Consider the following 19,781-nt stretch of genomic DNA (forward strand, 5'->3'; position numbering starts at 1 on the left):
CGTGCCAATTTCCGCACCAGAGCCGCTCAGCGAAGCGCACGATCTTGCGTCATTCTCTTGCGGCAAGCCGTCGCTCGACAACTGGCTGCGCACCCGTGCGCTCTCGAACCAGAAGAAGGGGTTCACCGCGGTCATGGTGGTCCATGACGCGGGAAAGGTGATCGGCTTCTATGGCCTCGCGCCAACCGCGGTTGTCCCCGCCAGCCTTCCGCGTGCGATCCGCACCGGTCAATCGCCAGATCCTCTGCCTTGCCTGCTGCTTGGCCAACTGGCGACCGATGCGCAATGGCGGGGCAAAGGCGTCGGCACCGGACTTCTCAAACATGCCTTGCAGCGCTGCGTCGAAGGCGCAGCGCTGATCGGTGGCAGGGCGCTGATCGTCAATGCGGTCGATGAGGAGGCCGCGCAATTCTGGATGCGGCGCGGGTTCTTGCCATCGAGGGACGATCCAATGGTTCTCGCGCGCTCGATCCTCGACATTGCCGCATCGCTCGAAGCCAGCGCGGCGAAGGGTTAGCCCCGCAATTTGCCGCAGCTTCAGAACAGCGACAGCTGCGCCTCCTCGCCCGCCACGAAGGTGGCGGGCGGACCGGCCATCACAAGTTCCCGTCCGGCGTGGCGCACGATGATGCCGTCATAGAAGCCCGCCTTATCACCGCGCGCGCGATCGCCATCGCGGCACCGAACATGATAGCTGCACGCCGTGCCGCAATAGAGCGAAGGGTGCAAAAGCCGGTAGGCCTCGGCTCCCGAAGGGCCTGTGCCAACACAGGCCCAAAGGTCTCCATCGTATCGGAATGGCTTGCGGATGGGCTGACCCATGCCGATGCGGTCAGCACTGTAGCTGGCGCGGATATCGCCTTCGCCGATTTGCTTCTGGCTCGTTTGGCACCACGCGCCGAAAGCAAGGCGCGACGGTTCCACCGTGTGGGAGCGGGCAACCATATCAATACTCGCTCGCCAACATGATGGTCAGCACCCGGCGTGTCACGGAAGGATCGGCAGGGTCCTCGCTACCGAACCGCAATTCGCGGTCATAGGCATCGATCTTCCAAAACACGGTCACGGCAACATCAACAGGCCGCAAGGTCGACCAGACACCGTCCAGCCCCTGCCAGATCGCCCCGAAATCCCGCTCGCCATAGGGATCATTGTCCGGCGTGAAGGCATCAAAGGTCTCGACCAACTCGCGCAGCCGCGACTGGTCCGCCTCGGACAAGGCCTGAATGCCCTCGGTCGCCACCACCACACAGGCAATGCCCATGGCTCGGCGCGCCAGATCGTTGAGCCGCGCAATCCGCTCCGCGCGGAACAGCATCGCGCCGCTCACGATGCAAGGCTCCCGCCGCACTCGCACAGACGCACCAACTCGCCGAAATCCTCGCGCTCGCCGAGCTCGTTGGCCAATTGCTGCACCGCCACCAGCGGCAAGCCATTGTCATGCGCCAGCATGCGCAGCCAGTCCTCCCGGCACTCGGCCCCGCATGCTCGGTAATTCAAGATCAGGTCACTCATGGTCCAAACTCCATCCGGCAAAGCCGCATCTGTCACGCGGCATGCGGCTCTGCCTTCCGGCGAGGATGGGAGGGGGAGGGAAAACCCCAATCAATGCCCTGGCGCGGGCCAGCGGGCGAAGCCCGCCACACGGGGGTGATGATTGGGGTTTGGGAACGAGAGGGCAAAGCCCTTGGCGTTCCCCGAAAGGATCGGCGGAGCGATCCGCACATGAACGGCGCCCTTGCACGGCGCGAAGCCGCCGGACGCCCTGCGCGCGGGCCAAGTGGGCCAGCGGGCGTCCGGCTATGAGCGAGGCAAGAGCGCCTGCGGGTTAGCTCAGAAACACCGCGCCCTCAGGAGCATGGCCACCGGCCATGCGGGACAGAGCGCGTCCTCCAGAAACTCCCGCTCCGCTTGCACCCGCTCCTGATCGTCACCCGGATGGGCCGGGACTACAGGCCCGGTCCGCGAGAGCGGATAGAGCAGGTTGCCCGGCAGGGTAGCGGCCACGCGCCTGCTTTCTCAAACATCTCACAAGGATGAGTTTTCTGGTTCCGTATCTCCCCTTCAGAAGCTAGGCATGTCACAGGTCCACTGGGGCGCGGGAGGCTTTGGCAAAAAGATTATGCAGTCGGGAATTCGGGACAACCGCAGCCGGGGTACAGCGGCCAGCTTTCTGGAAGATCGCGTTGAGGCGGGTAGCGAATTATCGGTTGTCTCGGCCTATTTTACCAGCTTTGCATATGCCCGCCTGTCCAAGACTCTCGACGAGATTGGAAAAATGCGTTTCCTGTTCGGGGAGCCGCGCTTCATAGACAGTGTCGAAGGTGAGAGCCTCAATCCTCCGGCCTTTTCAATCAGCGAAGACGGCTTAGCGTTGACCGAGGGACTGCGGACCTCGGGCACAGCCATGCAATGTGCACAGTGGATCAGGGACAAAGCGGAGATCCGCTCGATCAAGCGCGCTGGGTTGATGCACGGCAAGCTCTACCATGTGCATGACGGGAAGCGTGATCATGCTCTGGTCGGCAGCTCCAATTTCACGATCAAGGGCCTCGGTCTGACCGATGAACCGAATATCGAATTGAACCTCCTAGTCGATTCCGACCGGGATCGCGATGATCTGTTGGCCTGGTTCAATGAAATCTGGTCCGACGACAATTTGACCGAGGACGTGCGGGATGAAGTGCTCGAACGGCTCGAGCGATTGTATCAACACAACAGTCCCGAGTTCGTCTACTTCAAGACGCTCTATCATCTTTTCAGTCAGTTCCTTGCTGATCAAACAATCGAGGATGCGAAGCTCGAAGATGTGCGATTCAGCGAAACGGCAATCTGGAAGATGCTGTTCGAGTTCCAGCGGGACGGGGTAAAGGCGGTCCGCTCGAAGCTGGACAGATACGGCGGATGCATCCTCGCCGATAGCGTGGGTTTGGGCAAGACCTTCGTGGCTCTGGCCGTCATCAAATGGTTCGAGCTGCGCAATCAGCGTGTGCTCGTCCTCTGCCCGAAGAAGCTCCGCGACAACTGGACCGAGTTTCTCGCCCAGAACAATCATGAAACCAACCCGCTCCTTGCGGACCGGTTCTCCTACACGGTGCTGTCCCACACGGACCTGACGCGCATCTCCGGCAAGGTCGGGGATATCAATCTTGGGTCCTTCAATTGGGGCAATTATGATCTCGTCGTCATCGACGAGTCTCACAATTTCCGGACGGCGTCGCGCGGCAAATCGAATGGCGACGGTTCGGATTATCGACCGAGCCGATACGAGAAGCTGATGAATGATGTCATCAGCTCGGGCATCAAGACCAAGGTCCTGATGTTGTCAGCAACGCCGGTCAACAATGATCTTTCTGACTTAAAGGGGCAGCTCGATCTCGTGCTCGCCAGCAAGCCCGACGCGTTCCTAGACCTCGGTATTGCCAACTTGGCAGGCGTGATCGGCGACGCTCGCCGGAAGTTCAAAGACTGGCTCAAGGCCGGCGGAAAAGATCGCGATGGGTTGATCGCGCGACTGCCGCCGTCCCTTTTCAGCCTACTCGATGGGGTAACCATTGCCCGATCACGCCGCCATGTGGAGCGACATTACGCGTCGGCGATGGCCGCAATCGGGCATTTTCCCGAGCGGGAGCGACCGGAATCCATATTTGCGCAGATCGATACGCAGGGTGAGTTTCCCGCTTTTGCCCACGTCCATGATGAAATCAGCGCTTTGCGGCTTGCCCTCTATAACCCGCTCACGTTCGTGCATGCAGAGCACAAGCACCGGTATGATCCTGGCGGTAATTTCGACCAGGCCAACCGCGAACGATTCCTGATCGGGATCATCAAGACAGGCCTGCTGAAGCGCCTGGAAAGCTCGGTCAATTCGTTTGGAATGTCGATGGCCCGCCTGTGCGACCGCATCGATGCCCGGCTTGCCGATATCGAGGCATTCAAAGCAGGACACGGCAAGACGCTGTCTGTCATCGATCTGCCCGACGAAGCGGAAGGCGACGATGAACTCGAAGAAGCCTTCGAGGTGGGCGGCGCGCTCAAATACAATCTTGCACATATGAATGTCGACGATTGGGCAGAAGCACTTCGTGCTGACAAGGCGCGGCTGGAGCAGTTGAAGGTAGATGCCTTCAGCGTATCGCCGGATCGCGATGCCAAGCTCGCCGAGCTTAAAAAAATCCTCGCCGCGAAGTTCACTGCCCCGTCCACCAATCAGGCGGGCGAAGCCATCCGCAAGGTCATCGTCTTCACGGCGTTTTCGGACACGGCCGATTATCTCTATCGGGAACTCATGCCGTTCGCGAAGGCAGCGGGCGTCAATAGCGGGCTTGTGACCGGCAGCGGTGAGACCAAGGCCACCTTGGGCAAGGCACGTTATCAGGACATTCTGACCAACTTTGCGCCGCGCGCGAAAAATCGCGCGGGCATGAAAGGCTTGCCGCAGGACGAAGAAATCGATCTGCTGATCGCGACGGACTGTATCTCGGAAGGGCAGAACCTCCAGGACGCGGACCTGCTGGTCAATTTCGACATTCACTGGAACCCCGTGAGGCTCATCCAGCGTTTCGGGCGCATAGACCGGATCGGCAGCCTGCATGACAGCATCAAGATGGTCAATTTCTGGCCTACGCCGGACTTGAACCACTACATCAATCTGAAGGGGCGGGTAGAAGCCCGCATGGCATTGGTGGACCTGTCCGCAACCGGCGAAGATAATATCCTCGCCGACGCCAAAAATGCGGCGGAAGCCGATTTGAAGTGGCGCGACAAGCAGTTGTTGCGCCTCAAGGATGAGGTTTTCGACCTCGAAGACGAACAGGATGGCGTGACCCTCGCCGAGTTCTCACTCGAGGATTTCCGCGCCGACCTGCTGCACTTCTCCCGCCAAAACCAGTCTGCCCTTGCAGATGCGCCCATCGGTATCAGCGCAGTGGTCCCACCAAACGGCGATGGGGAGACTTTTGATCCCGGCGTGATCTTCTGCCTCAGGCGCAAAGGCCAGCAGCTTGGCCAAGACCAGAAGCCGGTTGGCGGTCTGGACCCCTTCTTCCTGGTCTATGTCCGCCAAGATGGTTCGATCCGCCACGGCTTCGCCGCGCCCAAAACCATTCTCGACGCAATGCGCGCCATGTGCGTCGGGCGTACGGAACCTGTTGCCGCGCTGTGCGAGGTCTTTGATCGCGAGACAGACAAAGGCCAAAACATGGAGAGCTATGATGCGTTGGCCTTGGCAGCAGTTCACTCGATAAGGTCAAATTACGCGACGCGGGCGCTCGGAGCGCTCGCCGCCAACAAGGGTGGAAAGCTCGCAGACGCTAAAGCCCAACCGAGAAGCGAGGCCGATTTTGAGTTAGTGACATGGCTGATGATTCATCCGGAGGGGAATGCGGCATGAGCCATGCTCAGGATACGCTTGCCAGCGTGAAATCAGCCATTGTTGCGTTAGGAGAAACTCAGCTCGACGAAGCCGCCACGGGCCTCATGAACTCGATTGGCTACACCAGCCCAAAGACCTTGGAAGTTCAAACCAGCCCGAACTCATTCCTCACTGAGCTTCAGATCGACCCTACTAAGCTGAATGACATTCTTCCGCGGATCAGGGCGGTACATTTTCTTTTCCAGCTGACCGGCGACGAGCTCCCTGCTCTGTCCAGAAACACGGTGCCCCAAACGGGGGTCTCTTTTCAACGAGGTGCCATCGACAGTTTCGTATTTCTGGCGATTGATCTCGATGACGGCAGCTGGTCGCGTCGCGAGCTCGTCACCATCGTCCGTGAAATCAATCGCGGCTTTGCCATGCCTGCGATTGTCCTGTTCCGCCATGGCGGCAAGGCAACGTTTGCGGTCATTGACCGCCGCGCTAACCGGCGTGACCCTTCACGTGACGTTGTCGGCGGACGCATCAGTCTGGTCAAAGACATTGATCTCGGCAGCCCCCACCGCGCGCATGTCGAGATCCTTGCAGACCTATCGCTTCAAGCGATTGCGCGGAAAAAGGCACCGTCGGATTTCCGTGACCTCTATGATCGCTGGATCGAAACCCTTTCGGCGGCGGAGCTCAACAAGCGCTTCTACGCCGAACTGGCAGACTGGTTCGCTTGGGCCAGCACAAAGCCTGATCTCGTCACGTTTCCCAAGGGCCAGCCAGCCAGCGAAGGCGGTAAGGAAGTCGGTCTCATCCGGCTTCTCACCCGCCTCATGTTCGTGTGGTTCATCAAAGAGAAGGGGCTCGTGCCGGGCGAGCTTTTCAACGAAAAGACGCTCAGCGACTTGCTGAAGGAGCCACCGGGCGATCATCCCAATGGGCACGATTTCTACCTGGCGATCCTGCAGAACCTGTTCTTCGCCACCCTCAATACCGAGATGGACCAACGGCGTTGGCGCAAGGACGATGCTGGGCAGTCCAAAGATTACCTCGGGCATCATGTGTTCCGGCACGAGGCCAAATTCGCGGATGCCAAAGCGGCTGAAGCTCTGTTCAACGAGGTCCCGTTTCTCAATGGTGGTCTGTTCGAATGCCTCGATTGCGAAATCACGAGCCGCGAGGACGAGCGTAAGGAACGCGCGGAAAAGGAGCGGCAACACCTTATCCTGCGGGTCGATGGCTTTTCCGATCAACCAGACAAGCAGCCCAAACTGAAAAACCGCATTTTCTTCGGCGGCGAGGATGGGGTCGATCTTTCCAAGTACTACGAAAAGGCGACCCGCCCGCGCAATGTGTCGGGCCTGATCGACCTGTTCGACCGCTACAAGTTCACCATCGAGGAAAACACGCCCCTCGAAGAGGAGGCCGCGCTCGATCCCGAGCTGCTTGGCAAGGTCTTCGAAAACCTGCTCGCATCTTACAACGAAGACACCAAAACCACCGCGCGCAACAAATCGGGCAGCTTCTACACTCCACGCGAAGTGGTGGAATTCATGGTCGATGAGGCGCTGTTGGCGTATCTCAAGCCAAAGATCGCAGGCACCTCGGATGATGGCGGCATTCGGCCCAACGCCCCTAGTCTGGATTTCGGCGCGGCTCCCGGCGAGCTCGGGCTGGAGGCTACCGGGCAGGCCATCAAGGCGGACAAGGCTGGCGCCCCTGATCGCCACGAAGCCCGCCTTCGCTCCCTGCTCGATTTCGCCAGCAGAACCCATGATTTCAAACCAGCCGAGGTCGATACGCTCATCGCGGCGATCGAGAGCTGCAAGGCCATCGATCCTGCCGTGGGCTCGGGGGCATTCCCGCTCGGCCTGCTGCAAAAGCTAGTTCATGCGCTGGCCGTGCTTGATCCGGGCGGCGAGAAGTGGAAAGCGCGCAATCGCGCCTACTATGAAGCCAATCTCGCGCGGGCAGAGAACATTCCCGCCCCAAATGAACGCGAAATGGCGATGGCTGCGGCGCAGGCAGAACTCGACAAGTTCGATGCCGCATTCAACAGCGGCCATTACCCGGACTACACGCGGAAGCTCTATCTCATTGAACGCTGTCTGCACGGCGTCGATGTCCAACCGATTGCAGTTCAGATTGCCAAGCTGCGCTGCTTCATTAGCCTGGCGGTTGAACAGAAGGCTGACGACACGGGCAAGCGCCCCAATCGCGGCATAACGCCGCTGCCGAACCTAGAAACAAAGTTGGTTGCCGCCAACACGCTGACGCCCCTGCACCGCAAGGGTAACGCGATGCTGGTGACACAGGATGTGCGTGCCGCTCAAGGCAAGCTACGACTGGCTAACCGTGCATTCTTCGCTGCGGCCAATGGAGCGGAAAAGCGCAGGGTCCAGAAGCAAATTCTGGACCTGCGCCATGAGATTGCCGACTTGGCCAAGGGGGCAGGCGTCTTCTCGGGCGATGAAGCGGCACTTCTGGCGCATTGGGATCCATTCGATCCCAATGCTCATGCTCCGTTCTTCGATGCCGAATGGATGTTCGGATTCGAGCCGAGCTCGCGGAAGGGTTATTTTGACATTGTTCTCGCCAACCCGCCCTACGTGCGGTCAGGGAAGATCGAGCCAAAACTCAAAGCGGCGCTCAAGAGCGACTATGGAAAGTTCTTCACCGGATCGTCGGACCTCCTCACCTTCTTCTTCCGCGTCGCAAAGGATTTGTTGTTCGAAGGCGGCGTGATGTCGTTCATTACCTCCAACAACTACATGCGCGCGGGATACGGCGGGCCAAGTCGCGAATTGCTGAGCAAGAAGTTTCAGCCCTTAGTGATTGTCGATTTTGGTGAAATGCCTGTGTTCAAGGCGGCGGTCGATAGCACTGTCTACATTGGCGTGAATGCCGAGGGCGGTGACGCGGCTTTCCGTGCACTTACGATCAAGTCCGTCGATGACATTGCGAAGGTGGGCCAGATCGTCCGCGATGCGCCAGCCGAAATCAAACCGAGCGAACTCGATCCTGAAAGTTGGAGTTTTGCGCCCCCGCAATTTCGTGCCGTAGCAGACGCGATGGAAGCGGGCAAAAGGAGGGTCAGGGATGTCGTCGGCGACAAGTTTTATCGAGGCATTTTAACAGGCCTCAACGGTGCATTCCTGATCGGCCCTTCGGAACGAAGCAATCTCGCCGTTGATGGGCCAAAGACAGAAAAGCTCATTCGCAAGTGGATCGACGGTGGCGAAATCGGCCGGTGGGAGCGCGATTACAGCGATCAGTATGTGATTGCGATTGCCTCGGGATCAAACGTCAAAGGCGGTTGGCCTTGGTCTGGAAAAACTGAAGCCGAGGCTGAGCGCATTTTCGCAAAAGAACACCCGGCACTTTATGAACATTTGTCACCATGGCGCGCTGATCTCAAGAAGCGGACCGATAAGGGTGAGTATTGGTGGGAACTTCGAGCTTGTGCCTATTGGGACGCATTCGACAAGATCAAGATTGCGTACAACGAAACATCTGCTGAACTTCATGCATTCGTCGATGAAGAAGGATTCTGCTTTAATAAGACCGCCTTCATTCTACTGCCTGACGACCCATGGTCATTGGCTGCGTTGATGTTGTCCAAACCGTTGGATTTTTATTTCAGAATGCGCTTTCCCAGCCACGGCGACGCCTTCAATGGCGGGCGTCCACAGTTCCGGAAGGATAGGATGCTTACCGTCCCTGTGCCGGATATGACTACTGATCAGCAATTAAATTTGAGCTTGCTTGGAAAGGTGGTCCAGCGATGCCACCAGTTCGGGATGCCCTCGACTGGAAATCGGCTGGAATCCCTTCTCAGTGCCTTCGTCTACGAACTCTTCTTTCCCAAAGAGTTGGCTAAGCGTGGGCTGTCCCCCTTCGCAGCTGCGCGCGGAGCGGGGCTCGACAAGCTGGCCGCCCTCGAAGGCGAAGCACTTGCCCGCGCTGCCGACGAATGGTCGCGCCAGATCGCCGATCCCTCTACCAAGCTCTACGGCACACTGTTCGATCTCCAAAGCATCGACGAAGTGCGCATCATCGAAGGGCACGGGTGAGCGATGCAAGAAGGGAGATCAGCCCTTTGCGCATTTGCGGATTGGTTTCCTGGTGTTGTGGCCAGCGAACTGGAACAAGCCAAGTCGCTTCATCACCAGTCACGCGAGACTTCTTGGACCGACCGGATGCTACTAGCCCGGCTTATTCACCGCGTTGGGCCGAGAGGGTTGGCGGGAGTGGCATAAGCCTCTGATCTGAATTAGGAACTGGGTGTCTAAGCCGAACCTGCCGCAGGGCAGAAGATGCCACAGGCCACCCCGCCATGACCGACGATACTGCAAACCCATTCCGATTCCCAGCAGTGCGCAGCCGGAAAGTCACAGCCGCCTTTGATGGTGGTCGGCTGACCTCGGACGGCGGCGTCCTGCTACTGGCACAGGCTGAGCGCGCGATGGGCATCTGCCGTCGGCTTGCCGCTTGCATAGCCGACCCGCGTGACCCTGGCCGGGTGATCCATGCGCTGCCCGACATCCTGCGCGCCCGGGTGTTCGCGATCGCTTGCGGATACGAGGATGCCGACGATCTCGACGCCCTTCGCGACGATCCCGGCTTCCGCCTGGCGCTGGGCAAGCTGCCGGGCTCCGGTGCCGGGCTTGCGAGCCAACCCACGATGAGCCGCTGGGAGAACGCGCCGACCACGCGCGAACTGGCGAAGTTGATGGCCGCCATGATCGATATCTACTGCGCCAGCTATCCCACTTCGCCGGCGGCGGTGACGTTGGATATCGATGACACCTGCGATGTCGTCCACGGCTATCAGCAGCTCTCGTTCTGGAACGGGCACCATGGCGAGCGCTGCTTCCTGCCGATCCACGTCTACGACACCGCCAGTGGCCGGCCGGTGGCGATGCTGCTTCGCACCGGCAAGACGCCATCTGGCGCCGAAGCTGCTGGCCACATCCGGCGTCTGGTGCGTCACATCCGCCGGCACTGGCCCGATACCCACCTCACCATCCGCGGTGACGGGCACTATGGCCGCCCCGAGGTCATGGCGTTCTGCGAGGCGTACGGCATCGATTACGTGTTCGGCCTGCCAACCAACGCTGCGCTGCGGGCCGATCCCGCCATCGTCGCCGTCGCCGATACCTGCGCGGTCAAGCGGGCCGAGGAGCAGCGTGTGATCCTGCGAAACTATGCCGAGACCCGCTACGGCGCCAAAAGCTGGAAGGGCCAGCGCCGCGTCGTCGCCCGGATCGAGGCCAGCACGCTGGGCATGGACATCCGCTATGTCGTCACTTCGCTGACCCAAGGCTCGGCCGAGCACATCTACGACACGCTCTACTGTGCCCGCGGCCAGGCCGAAAACCTGATCAAGCGGCACAAGACCCAGCTCGCCAGCGATCGCACCTCGTGCCGCTCGGCCAATGCCAACCAGATGCGCCTCATTCTGCACACCGCCGCCTACTGGCTCCTGTGGCGGATCCAGCAAGAAATCCCAAAATCTGCCGCGCTTGCCGTCGCCGAGTTCGCAACGATCCGCCTCCGGTTGCTCAAGGTCGCCGCCCGCGTCATTGAATCCGCAACGCGCATCCGCATCGCCTTCGCGTCAGCATGCCCCGATGCCGCCACGTTCAAGGCCGTCGCCACCAACCTTCGGCCTGCTCCTACATAGCCCGCGCGGCCGTGCCGCCGAACCGCAAGCCCCCCTCCATTAACCCCGAAAAGCCCATCGATCCCACCGCGGTGAAAAACACCGCCAGAGGCGCTCGTCCGGATCACATCACCGAAAACGCATCGCCACCCAACAAGCCCGGAACCTCAGTCTCATGAATAGGCCGGGCTAGAGCTAAAGAAGCTCCGCGATCCCCGCATCGTTGTCCAGAGCTCACATGAACGCCTCACCGGGGCTGACATGGATTGGCACTTCGTACGCCGAGATGGGCAACGCCACATTCATCTCGCGGTCCAAGCAAAGATCCTGCACTACACGAAGCCGAGAACTCCGGACCGATATGATGATCTCGCGTATCCAGAGCGCAGCGGAAAGCAGTCTCGCCAACTTGTGAACTATGCGCGAAAAAGGGTGCGGGAGGGCATCGCAACCTATCCCCTTTATTTGTTCTACAATCCAGCTTCGGCGACAAATTGGCCGTTACTTACCTCGCCGGGCATTACCTTGGCCAGTGGATTTCGCATTGCGCACCATTTAAACACATCATTTCGCATGAGTAGAGATAGGAAGGTGGCGTTAGAGGCGACTGAATTTGAGACGATTGAACCGCTGATGTTCTTACTTTCTGATATATTCTGCTGCGAGATCGCGGATGTTCCTGATCCTGACAATGTTGCATTTGCGCTCGGCAATCTTGAGGATGAAATGCATGCGATCACAATAAACGGCCCTAGGGTCCCGACGCCTGGGGCTAGCGAGCTCGTGCCGCAAGACATAAAGGTCATCGTCGACCGTTTGCGTGACGACGTGTCAGCTTCGGTGGATTTTGAAGGCGGAGATGGTTTGCCGTTGAAACGTCCACGCGTCATCTTTGTCAGTGGCGATAGATGATGGCGGCAAAAGGGGAACTCAGCGCCCGCGACAAACGCCTGCGCATAAATAGTATCACTCTTCGCGATTTCCGTGCCTTCCCTGGCCCAGATGAAATCGTGATCAACCTGAATACGCAGCACAAGCAGGGATGCAACCTACTGCTCTATGGCGAGAATGGCGCAGGGAAGTCATCACTGTTTGAAGCTTTCCGAGGCCTCTTCGCCCGGCGGCCAAAACTCAACTTCTTCAAAAACGAGAAGAATGTTTTCTCTGGCCAGCCCGACAAGGACGCCAGAGTTTTGGTTGAGTTCACCGATGGAAAAGACCCAGCGGTCTGGACGATCTCGGACCATCCAGGGAAAACCGGCGGTGACCCGCGCGTCCTGCTGACTGCCCTCCGGGCGGTGATGTTGGACTATCGCGCCCTATTGGACACAAACTATGGCCAGGGTCGCAAAAGACCAAATCTGTTCGATATCGGCATGGACTTGCTTCTCGCCGATTGGCCAGTCGTCGGTAGGGGAACGCTTGGTGAATTATGGCGAGATACCCAAGCCGCGAAGCCCAAGGTGGGCTGGAACGACACAAAGGTGAAAGCCGCGTGTGCCGACTTCAATACCGAATTTGCCGCAGCGGTTGATGCCCTGACACCCATCGCGCAAGACTTGCTAAAGGACCTGCTGGGCGATGCGGTAGTTCTCGACCAACTAGAATATGGCACCGTCCGGTACGTCAATGCGCAGCAGCGGCGTGATCGGATCTTTGAGGGGCGCTTACTCCAGCCTAGGATCACGTATCGTACGCACGGTCTTGAGCAGCCTCAGTTTTTTCTTAATGAAGCCCGGCAATCGGCGCTCGCATTGGCAATTTATCTTGCTGCGCGATTAGCCCGGCTTATTCATGAGCCCGCTGCACTGGGGCGTGCCGGGTTTGATGTGTCGGTGGCCGCGTGATCCGGGCGCGCGGTTTCGGCGGCGTTTTTCGCCGCAGCAAAACCGATGGCTTTTCGAGGTTGATGGGCGATGGCTCGGGCTTTGTGCGGCACAGCCGCGCTGGCTATGTCGGCGCTGGCCGGAGACTGGTGGCGATGGCTTTGAACACGCCGGCGTCGGGGCATGCTGACGCGAAGGCGACACGGATGCGCGAGGCGGTCTCGATGACGCGGGCGGCGACCTTGAGCAGCCGCAGGCGCAGCGTTGCGAACTCGGCAGTGGCCAGAGAGGTGGCCTTGGGGATGGCCTGCTGGACGCGCCACATCAGCCAGTAGGCGGCGGTATGCAGGATGAGGCGCATCTGGTTGGCATTGGCCGAGCGGCACGAGGTGCGATCGCTGGCCAACTGGGTCTTGTGGCGCTTGATCAGGTTTTCGGCTTGGCCGCGCGCGCAATAGAGCGTGTCGTAAATGTGCTCGGGCGAGCCTTCTGTCAGCGAGGTGACGACATAGCGGATGTCCATGCCCAGCGTGCTGGCCTCAATCCGGGCGACGACGCGGCGTTGGCTCTTCCAGCTTTTGGCGCCGTAGCGGGTCTCGACATAGTTGCGCAGGACCGGATGTTGGGCCTGGGCCCGCTTGACCGCGCAGGCATCGGCGACGGCAACGATGGCCGGATCGGCCCGCAGCGCGGCGTTGGTCGGCAAGCCGAACACGTAATCGACCCCGGCCGCCTCGCAGAACGCCATGATCTCGGGACGGGCGTAGTGCCCATCGCCGCGGATGGTGATGTGGGTATCGGGCCAGTGCTGGCGGATATGACGCACCAGGCGCCGGATGTGGCCGGCACCTTCGGCACCCGACGGCGTCTTGCCAGTGCGCAGCAGCATCGCCACCGGCCGCCCGCTCGCGGTATCGTACACATGGATCGGCAGGAAGCAGCGCTCACCGTGATGTCCGTTCCAGAACGAGAGCTGCTGATAGCCGTGCACGACATCACACGTGTCATCGATATCCAGCGTCACCGCCGCCGGTGGGGCCGGATAGCTGGCACAGTAAACGCCGATCATCGCGACCATCATCCGGGCCAGTTCACGCGTGGTCGGTGCATTCTCCCAGCGGCTCATCGTCGGTTGGCTGGCCAGCCCCGCGCCCGATCCCGGCAACTTGCCCAGCGCCAGGCGGAAGCCCGGATCGTCGCGCAGGGCATCGAGATCATCGGCGTCCTCATAGCCACACGTGATCGCGAACACACGGGCACGCAGAATGTCATCGAGGCGATGGATCACCCGCGTCGGGTCACGCGGATCGGCGATGCACGCAGCAAGCTGCCGGCAGATCCCCATCGCGCGCTCGGCCTGCGCCAGCAGCAGAACGCCGCCGTCAGAGGTCAGCCGGCCACCGTCGAACGCGGTTGTGACCTTCTTGCCGCCAACCGCTGGAAACGAAAATCCCGGTGCGCTATCATCGCTCCCGGCGGGTGTGGTCCGTGGCATAAATTGCCTCGCTGAAGGACTGGTCTAGACACCCATTTTCCTACTGCAAAGCAATCGCTTACGCCACTCCCGCCAACCCTCTCACCCGCCGCGGTGAATAAGACAGGTTAGGGTCGAGACTCAATCACAGCCAGAAGGCCACGGCGGCAGCGAGACTTACGGCTGAGAGGAAGTTTCTTGCGAGCTTGTCGTAGCGGGTAGCGATGCGGCGGAAGTCCTTGAGGCGGCAGAACATGGCCTCGACCCGCCAGCGGTCCTTGTAGCGGCGTTGGTCATACTGGACCGGGCGCTTTCGATTACGTCGACCGGGGATCACCGGGATCGTGCCTTGCTCACGCAAGGTCGTCCTGATGCGGTTCGCATCGTAGCCCCGGTCTGCGATCACCCGCTTCATGCCGATAGTCTCGCCGATCAGCAGGTCCGCGCCTTTCACATCCGACGTGTTGCCGGGCGTCAGGACGAGGCGGAGTGGTCGCCCGAGGACATCGACAAGCGCGTGGATCTTCGTTGTCCGGCCGCCACGCGAGATGCCAATGGCATTGGCCCGCGCCCCCCTTTTGCGCCACCGGCAGAGCGGTGGGCCTTGATGTAGCTGCTGTCGATCTGGCCGGTCTCCGCGATCCAGCCTTCCTCGGTCAACGCCGCCAGGATGCGCGTCCAGATGCCCCGGCGGCTCCACCGGTTCCAGCGATTGTAGACCGTCGTCGACGGGCCGTATTCGGGCGGACAATCCGCCCAGCGGCCACCGCACTTGAGCATGTGAATGATGCCCGAAATCACCCTGCGATCATCGACCCGCCGCGCCCCGGGCTGGTTCTTCGGCAGGTGGGGCTCAATCGCAGCCCACGCTTCATCCGACAGCCAGAACAATGAACGCGACATCTCCAACAGCCTCCTGCATCAGCGCAGACCCCCTGAATCAATGTGTGCAACGATTTTCAAGAGGGTGATTGAGTTCGGACCCTAGCATGTACGCAGACCGCTCCGGATGATGCTCCGAAACTGGTTGTGCTGGACGATCTCCTTATTGGCATTGACCAATCCAACCGCCTGCCAGTGCTCGACCTTCTGATGAAGCGTTTTTCAGATTGGCAGATCGTGCTGCTGACCCATGATCGCGTTTGGTTCGAAATGGCCCGTGCGCACCTTCGTCCGGCGACTGAATGGGCGTATCTCGAATTGCACGATACGCCGACGAGCGCCGTAACCTCGATGCCGGTCGTACGCGAGCAGGGTCCAAACGCTGCAATTTCTGCACTGGATCAAGCGGACGAGTTTTGTGAGCAAGGCCACATCGCGGCTGGTGCGACGTATGCTCGTACAGCATTTGAGCTGGCACTTCGGCGTTGGGCCGAAATCGGTTCCGTGAAAATACGATTTCGAACTGACCATGGTGACCTATCGTCACAAGAATTGATTGATGCAATTCGAGATCAGAAAGCTCGTGATCCCAAAAGTAATGAGGCTAAGGCGCTTAAGGCCGTGGAGATGTTTCGCACGGTAGTTCTTAACCCCATGTCCCACGCAGCCCCACCAGGAATAGTTAAATCGGAAGTACAAGGGGCAATCGCTGCCGTACGTTTCATGATTTCGGTTTATTCAAAAAAGTAGGAGCCGGTCGCTTGAGCCTGTTTGAAGACACCAATCCTCGCGCCCTCAAAGAACTGCTCGCCGAAATCCAGTCCGGCCAGATGGTGCTTCCCGATTTTCAGCGCGATTTCGTCTGGGAGCCAAGCGCCACGCGCGAGCTGATCGTTTCCATCGCTTGTAATTATCCCGCCGGCAGCCTCCTTCGTGTCCGCGATGCGCAACGGGCTTTCGCCCCACGTGAGTTCGAAGGTGCACCGAAAATCGATGGGAAGAGCCACACATTCCTTGTGCTCGACGGGCAGCAGCGGATGACCTCGCTGTATCAGGCGTTTTTTGGAGTAGGCGAACACCGGTATTACCTGAACCTTCAGAAACTGATCGATGGTGACGATTTCGACGAAGCTTTGTTCTACGTTCGTACCTCGACTAAATGGGCGAAGCGGATGGAGGCGCCGGACGAGCAGGAAAAGGAAATGGTCCTTCCTCTAACCTGTCTTATTCACCGCGGCGGGTGAGAGGGTTGGCGGGAGTGGCGTAAGCGATTGCTTTGCAGTAGGAAAATGGGTGTCTAGACCAGTCCTTCAGCGAGGCAATTTATGCCACGGACCACACCCGCCGGGAGCGATGATAGCGCACCGGGATTTTCGTTTCCAGCGGTTGGCGGCAAGAAGGTCACAACCGCGTTCGACGGTGGCCGGCTGACCTCTGACGGCGGCGTTCTGCTGCTGGCGCAGGCCGAGCGCGCGATGGGGATCTGCCGGCAGCTTGCTGCGTGCATCGCCGATCCGCGTGACCCGACGCGGGTGATCCATCGCCTCGATGACATTCTGCGTGCCCGTGTGTTCGCGATCACGTGTGGCTATGAGGACGCCGATGATCTCGATGCCCTGCGCGACGATCCGGGCTTCCGCCTGGCGCTGGGCAAGTTGCCGGGATCGGGCGCGGGGCTGGCCAGCCAACCGACGATGAGCCGCTGGGAGAATGCACCGACCACGCGTGAACTGGCCCGGATGATGGTCGCGATGATCGGCGTTTACTGTGCCAGCTATCCGGCCCCACCGGCGGCGGTGACGCTGGATATCGATGACACGTGTGATGTCGTGCACGGCTATCAGCAGCTCTCGTTCTGGAACGGACATCACGGTGAGCGCTGCTTCCTGCCGATCCATGTGTACGATACCGCGAGCGGGCGGCCGGTGGCGATGCTGCTGCGCACTGGCAAGACGCCGTCGGGTGCCGAAGGTGCCGGCCACATCCGGCGCCTGGTGCGTCATATCCGCCAGCACTGGCCCGATACCCACATCACCATCCGCGGCGATGGGCACTACGCCCGTCCCGAGATCATGGCGTTCTGCGAGGCGGCCGGGGTCGATTACGTGTTCGGCTTGCCGACCAACGCCGCGCTGCGGGCCGATCCGGCCATCGTTGCCGTCGCCGATGCCTGCGCGGTCAAGCGGGCCCAGGCCCAACATCCGGTCCTGCGCAACTATGTCGAGACCCGCTACGGCGCCAAAAGCTGGAAGAGCCAACGCCGCGTCGTCGCCCGGATTGAGGCCAGCACGCTGGGCATGGACATCCGCTATGTCGTCACCTCGCTGACAGAAGGCTCGCCCGAGCACATTTACGACACGCTCTATTGCGCGCGCGGCCAAGCCGAAAACCTGATCAAGCGCCACAAGACCCAGTTGGCCAGCGATCGCACCTCGTGCCGCTCGGCCAATGCCAACCAGATGCGCCTCATCCTGCATACCGCCGCCTACTGGCTGATGTGGCGCGTCCAGCAGGCCATCCCCAAGGCCACCTCTCTGGCCACTGCCGAGTTCGCAACGCTGCGCCTGCGGCTGCTCAAGGTCGCCGCCCGCGTCATCGAGACCGCCTCGCGCATCCGTGTCGCCTTCGCGTCAGCATGCCCCGACGCCGGCGTGTTCAAAGCCATCGCCACCAGTCTCCGGCCAGCGCCGACATAGCCAGCGCGGCTGTGCCGCACAAAGCCCGAGCCATCGCCCATCAACCTCGAAAAGCCATCGGTTTTGCTGCGGCGAAAAACGCCGCCGAAACCGCGCGCCCGGATCACGCGGCCACCGACACATCAAACCCGGCACGCCCCAGTGCAGCGGGCTCATGAATAAGCCGGGCTAAGCGTGCTCCGTTCCGGAGCAGGCGGCTTTCTTGCCTGGATGACCAGTTTGACCAACAAGGCTACCGCTGAAGTCGTGAAGCGCGCCGAGGCCAAGACGCTGCAAGGCGACGAACTCAGCCAGCAACTGACGCGCAATCAGGCATTGCAGAGCAAGCTGACAGCCATTCATGACCGTTGGATCATGACAATTGACGGCTACAAGTTTCCAGTTGTCACGCTCTCTGACAAGACCCAGCCCGATGCGCTCTGCACCATTTTCGAAACACTGAATCGCACAGGTGTGAAGCTCAGTGTCTTCGAACTTCTGACAGCCCGGTTCTGGCCGCAAAATATCAATCTTCGCGCTCTGTGGGACAAGGCACAGGCGGATCATCCGGTTATCGTCGATTTCAGCCTCGACCCCTATTATTTGCTGCAGGCTATTGCTCTTGCCAGCCGCAAAGCGCCGTCTTGCAAGCGTGGAGACGTGCTCAATTTGACCGCCGCCGATATCACGGAATGGTGGGATAGGGTGGTATGGGGCATGTCTGCTGGTTTCGGCATCCTGCGCGACGATTGCAAGGTCATGTTGCCGAAATGGTTGCCTTACCAAACCATGCTCGCTCCACTGGCGGCTGTGCTTGCGCGGAAAGGGGCGCTGAAGACGCCGGAGGCTGGGGTTCACCGCGAAAAGTTGAAGCGGTGGTTCTGGTGCGCAGTTTTCGGCCAAGCCTACGAAAGTTCCCCCAACAGCCAGGCAGCTAAGGATGTTACTGAACTAGATGCCTGGCTTTCAGGTGGGGCAGCTCCAGAGTCGGTGGCTAGCGTGCGCTTTGATCCCAAATCGTTACGGGACGTGACCCCACGTCAACGGGCGATCTATCGCGGCACAATTTGCCTCGTACTCGGGTCGGGCACAGGCGCGCGAGATTTTCATACGCAGGCCGTCATAACCGGCAAGCTGATGGACCAAGAAGGGATCGACGACCATCATGTGTTCCCGGACGATTATCTTGCGAAGGTGAAGGGCATTGCGCTTTCCCGCACGCGGGATTGCGTACTTAACCGCACGCTAATCGACCGAACAACCAACCAGATGATTTCGAACCGCGCTCCTTCTGATTACCTCACGGAAATCCGCAACACCGATGGTTTCCCGTTCGACGAAGTGATTGGCTCTCATACCCTCCCGGTTGGTGATTCATCGCCCTTGCTGAACGATGATTTCGACGCCTATCTGGACTGGCGGCAGGAACGGATTTGGGTGGAGATCAAGCGCGTTACTGGGCTGATCAGCGCCAGCGATTTGGAATCTCTAGAGTCAGCCTAAGGGGATACTGCTAGCCACTCCGCCGCCTTCGCCGCCGCGCTGGCGGCGGTGAAGATCGCCCGGTTGTCGCCCTTGAGCACCTTCAGCCAGCTGGCGAGGTAGCAGGCATGATCGGGACGCGGGGTGACCGACAGACCGAGGTCGCCGCACAGGAAAGTTGAACCAAGCTCCGCGCAATATCCTGACAGTCCAGCCCAAAATGGCGGTTGGAAGGTGAAAACCATCGGTTGCCTCCAGCACTGCCCAAAAGCCCCATGGCCTCCCCCGAGGCGGGGGTGGGCGGCGAGAGCGACCGGAGAGGCCTGCTGAAGCGGCGGGCTGCACCCGCAGGGGCGAAATGAAATGGAGCAGCCCGGCGAAGCCGAGGCTTGCAGCGCGCCGCGGCGGGCCTAGC

15 protein-coding genes and 2 pseudogenes are annotated in these 19,781 nt (G+C 60.1%); 11 read left to right on the forward strand and 6 right to left on the reverse strand.

Features of this window, described 5'->3' with window-relative positions; all coding sequences use genetic code 11:
* Position 1 precedes the first annotated feature (1 nt).
* Positions 2-517, forward strand: a complete 516-nt coding sequence (locus tag F1640_RS05875; protein WP_194918227.1) for a GNAT family N-acetyltransferase — start codon at positions 2-4, stop codon at positions 515-517.
* A gap of 20 nt (positions 518-537) precedes the next feature.
* On the opposite strand, the gene F1640_RS05880 is transcribed toward F1640_RS05875, so the two are convergent.
* From F1640_RS05880 to F1640_RS05890, 3 genes are read right to left on the reverse strand one after another with little or no spacing between them, the layout of a single operon-like run.
* The gene (locus F1640_RS05880) at positions 538-945 is read right to left on the reverse strand and encodes a hypothetical protein (RefSeq protein ID WP_194918229.1); all 408 of its coding nucleotides are present in this window, start codon (positions 943-945) and stop codon (positions 538-540) included.
* A gap of 1 nt (position 946) precedes the next feature.
* Entirely contained in the window at positions 947-1,330 is a 384-nt protein-coding gene (locus F1640_RS05885; RefSeq protein WP_309229205.1) for a DUF3768 domain-containing protein, read from the reverse strand.
* Positions 1,327-1,515 (reverse strand): hypothetical protein, encoded by a 189-nt coding sequence (locus tag F1640_RS05890; RefSeq protein ID WP_194918231.1) that lies wholly within the window; start codon positions 1,513-1,515, stop codon positions 1,327-1,329. The genes F1640_RS05885 and F1640_RS05890 overlap by 4 nt, the downstream gene beginning before the upstream one ends.
* A gap of 562 nt (positions 1,516-2,077) precedes the next feature.
* Here F1640_RS05890 and F1640_RS05895 point away from each other — a divergent pair.
* The 6 genes and pseudogenes from F1640_RS05895 to F1640_RS05915 all read left to right on the forward strand — a co-directional run bounded on the left by F1640_RS05895 (position 2,078) and on the right by F1640_RS05915 (position 12,874).
* A complete protein-coding gene (locus F1640_RS05895; RefSeq protein WP_206694637.1) occupies positions 2,078-5,392 on the forward strand; it encodes a helicase-related protein in 3,315 nt (1,104 codons plus the stop codon).
* Complete coding sequence (locus tag F1640_RS05900; RefSeq protein ID WP_194918232.1) at positions 5,356-9,435, forward strand: Eco57I restriction-modification methylase domain-containing protein; 4,080 nt, start codon at positions 5,356-5,358, stop codon at positions 9,433-9,435. Before F1640_RS05895 ends, F1640_RS05900 begins: the two co-directional genes overlap by 37 nt.
* A gap of 3 nt (positions 9,436-9,438) precedes the next feature.
* The gene (locus F1640_RS25985; protein WP_375336182.1) at positions 9,439-9,621 is read left to right on the forward strand and encodes a DUF6615 family protein; all 183 of its coding nucleotides are present in this window, start codon (positions 9,439-9,441) and stop codon (positions 9,619-9,621) included.
* Between the two features lie 77 nt (positions 9,622-9,698).
* Entirely contained in the window at positions 9,699-11,048 is a 1,350-nt protein-coding gene (locus F1640_RS05905; protein ID WP_194917264.1) for an IS1380 family transposase, read from the forward strand.
* Between the two features lie 192 nt (positions 11,049-11,240).
* Positions 11,241-11,939 (forward strand): annotated as a pseudogene (locus F1640_RS05910) (DUF6615 family protein); the annotation flags it as partial.
* Complete coding sequence (locus F1640_RS05915; protein ID WP_194918236.1) at positions 11,936-12,874, forward strand: AAA family ATPase; 939 nt, start codon at positions 11,936-11,938, stop codon at positions 12,872-12,874. The pseudogene F1640_RS05910 and the gene F1640_RS05915, both read left to right, overlap by 4 nt.
* 103 nt (positions 12,875-12,977) lie before the next feature.
* Here the strand turns inward: F1640_RS05915 and F1640_RS05920 are convergent, their stop codons facing one another.
* On the reverse strand, positions 12,978-14,348 hold the full coding sequence (locus F1640_RS05920; protein ID WP_066763960.1) for an IS1380 family transposase: 1,371 nt from the start codon (positions 14,346-14,348) through the stop codon (positions 12,978-12,980).
* A 124-nt stretch (positions 14,349-14,472) separates the two neighbouring features.
* Positions 14,473-15,230 (reverse strand): annotated as a pseudogene (locus F1640_RS05925) (IS5 family transposase).
* Between the two features lie 126 nt (positions 15,231-15,356).
* Here F1640_RS05925 and F1640_RS05930 point away from each other — a divergent pair.
* From F1640_RS05930 to F1640_RS05945, 4 genes are all read left to right on the forward strand, one after another.
* On the forward strand, positions 15,357-15,959 hold the full coding sequence (locus F1640_RS05930) for a hypothetical protein (RefSeq protein WP_194918240.1): 603 nt from the start codon (positions 15,357-15,359) through the stop codon (positions 15,957-15,959).
* A gap of 11 nt (positions 15,960-15,970) precedes the next feature.
* Entirely contained in the window at positions 15,971-16,453 is a 483-nt protein-coding gene (locus F1640_RS05935; protein ID WP_194918241.1) for a DUF262 domain-containing protein, read from the forward strand.
* Between the two features lie 81 nt (positions 16,454-16,534).
* The gene (locus F1640_RS05940) at positions 16,535-17,905 is read left to right on the forward strand and encodes an IS1380 family transposase (RefSeq protein WP_066763960.1); all 1,371 of its coding nucleotides are present in this window, start codon (positions 16,535-16,537) and stop codon (positions 17,903-17,905) included.
* Positions 17,906-18,115: 210 nt separating this feature from the next.
* On the forward strand, positions 18,116-19,387 hold the full coding sequence (locus tag F1640_RS05945; protein WP_194918243.1) for a DUF262 domain-containing protein: 1,272 nt from the start codon (positions 18,116-18,118) through the stop codon (positions 19,385-19,387).
* On the opposite strand, the gene F1640_RS05950 is transcribed toward F1640_RS05945, so the two are convergent.
* Positions 19,384-19,611: a zincin-like metallopeptidase domain-containing protein gene (locus F1640_RS05950; RefSeq protein ID WP_194918245.1), complete on the reverse strand. Its 228-nt coding sequence runs from the start codon at positions 19,609-19,611 to the stop codon at positions 19,384-19,386. The two genes, F1640_RS05945 and F1640_RS05950, sit on opposite strands and share 4 nt — an antisense overlap.
* Between the last annotated feature and the right edge of the window lie 170 nt (positions 19,612-19,781).

The organism is Novosphingobium sp. NBM11 (assembly GCF_015390225.1).
GTDB lineage: Bacteria > Pseudomonadota > Alphaproteobacteria > Sphingomonadales > Sphingomonadaceae > Novosphingobium.

What these genes read in the sequence shown, in the direction of transcription:
- F1640_RS05905 (WP_194917264.1), top strand. Translation starts at nt 9,699, where the DNA reads ATGACCGACGATACTGCAAACCCATTCCGATTCCCAGCAGTGCGCAGC.
- F1640_RS25985 (WP_375336182.1), top strand. Translation starts at nt 9,439, where the DNA reads ATGCAAGAAGGGAGATCAGCCCTTTGCGCATTTGCGGATTGGTTTCCT.
- F1640_RS05950 (WP_194918245.1), bottom strand. Translation starts at nt 19,611, where the DNA reads ATGGTTTTCACCTTCCAACCGCCATTTTGGGCTGGACTGTCAGGATAT.
- F1640_RS05940 (WP_066763960.1), top strand. Translation starts at nt 16,535, where the DNA reads ATGCCACGGACCACACCCGCCGGGAGCGATGATAGCGCACCGGGATTT.
- F1640_RS05890 (WP_194918231.1), bottom strand. Translation starts at nt 1,515, where the DNA reads ATGAGTGACCTGATCTTGAATTACCGAGCATGCGGGGCCGAGTGCCGG.
- F1640_RS05895 (WP_206694637.1), top strand. Translation starts at nt 2,078, where the DNA reads ATGTCACAGGTCCACTGGGGCGCGGGAGGCTTTGGCAAAAAGATTATG.
- F1640_RS05900 (WP_194918232.1), top strand. Translation starts at nt 5,356, where the DNA reads ATGGCTGATGATTCATCCGGAGGGGAATGCGGCATGAGCCATGCTCAG.
- F1640_RS05880 (WP_194918229.1), bottom strand. Translation starts at nt 945, where the DNA reads ATGGTTGCCCGCTCCCACACGGTGGAACCGTCGCGCCTTGCTTTCGGC.
- F1640_RS05945 (WP_194918243.1), top strand. Translation starts at nt 18,116, where the DNA reads ATGACCAGTTTGACCAACAAGGCTACCGCTGAAGTCGTGAAGCGCGCC.
- F1640_RS05920 (WP_066763960.1), bottom strand. Translation starts at nt 14,348, where the DNA reads ATGCCACGGACCACACCCGCCGGGAGCGATGATAGCGCACCGGGATTT.
- F1640_RS05915 (WP_194918236.1), top strand. Translation starts at nt 11,936, where the DNA reads ATGATGGCGGCAAAAGGGGAACTCAGCGCCCGCGACAAACGCCTGCGC.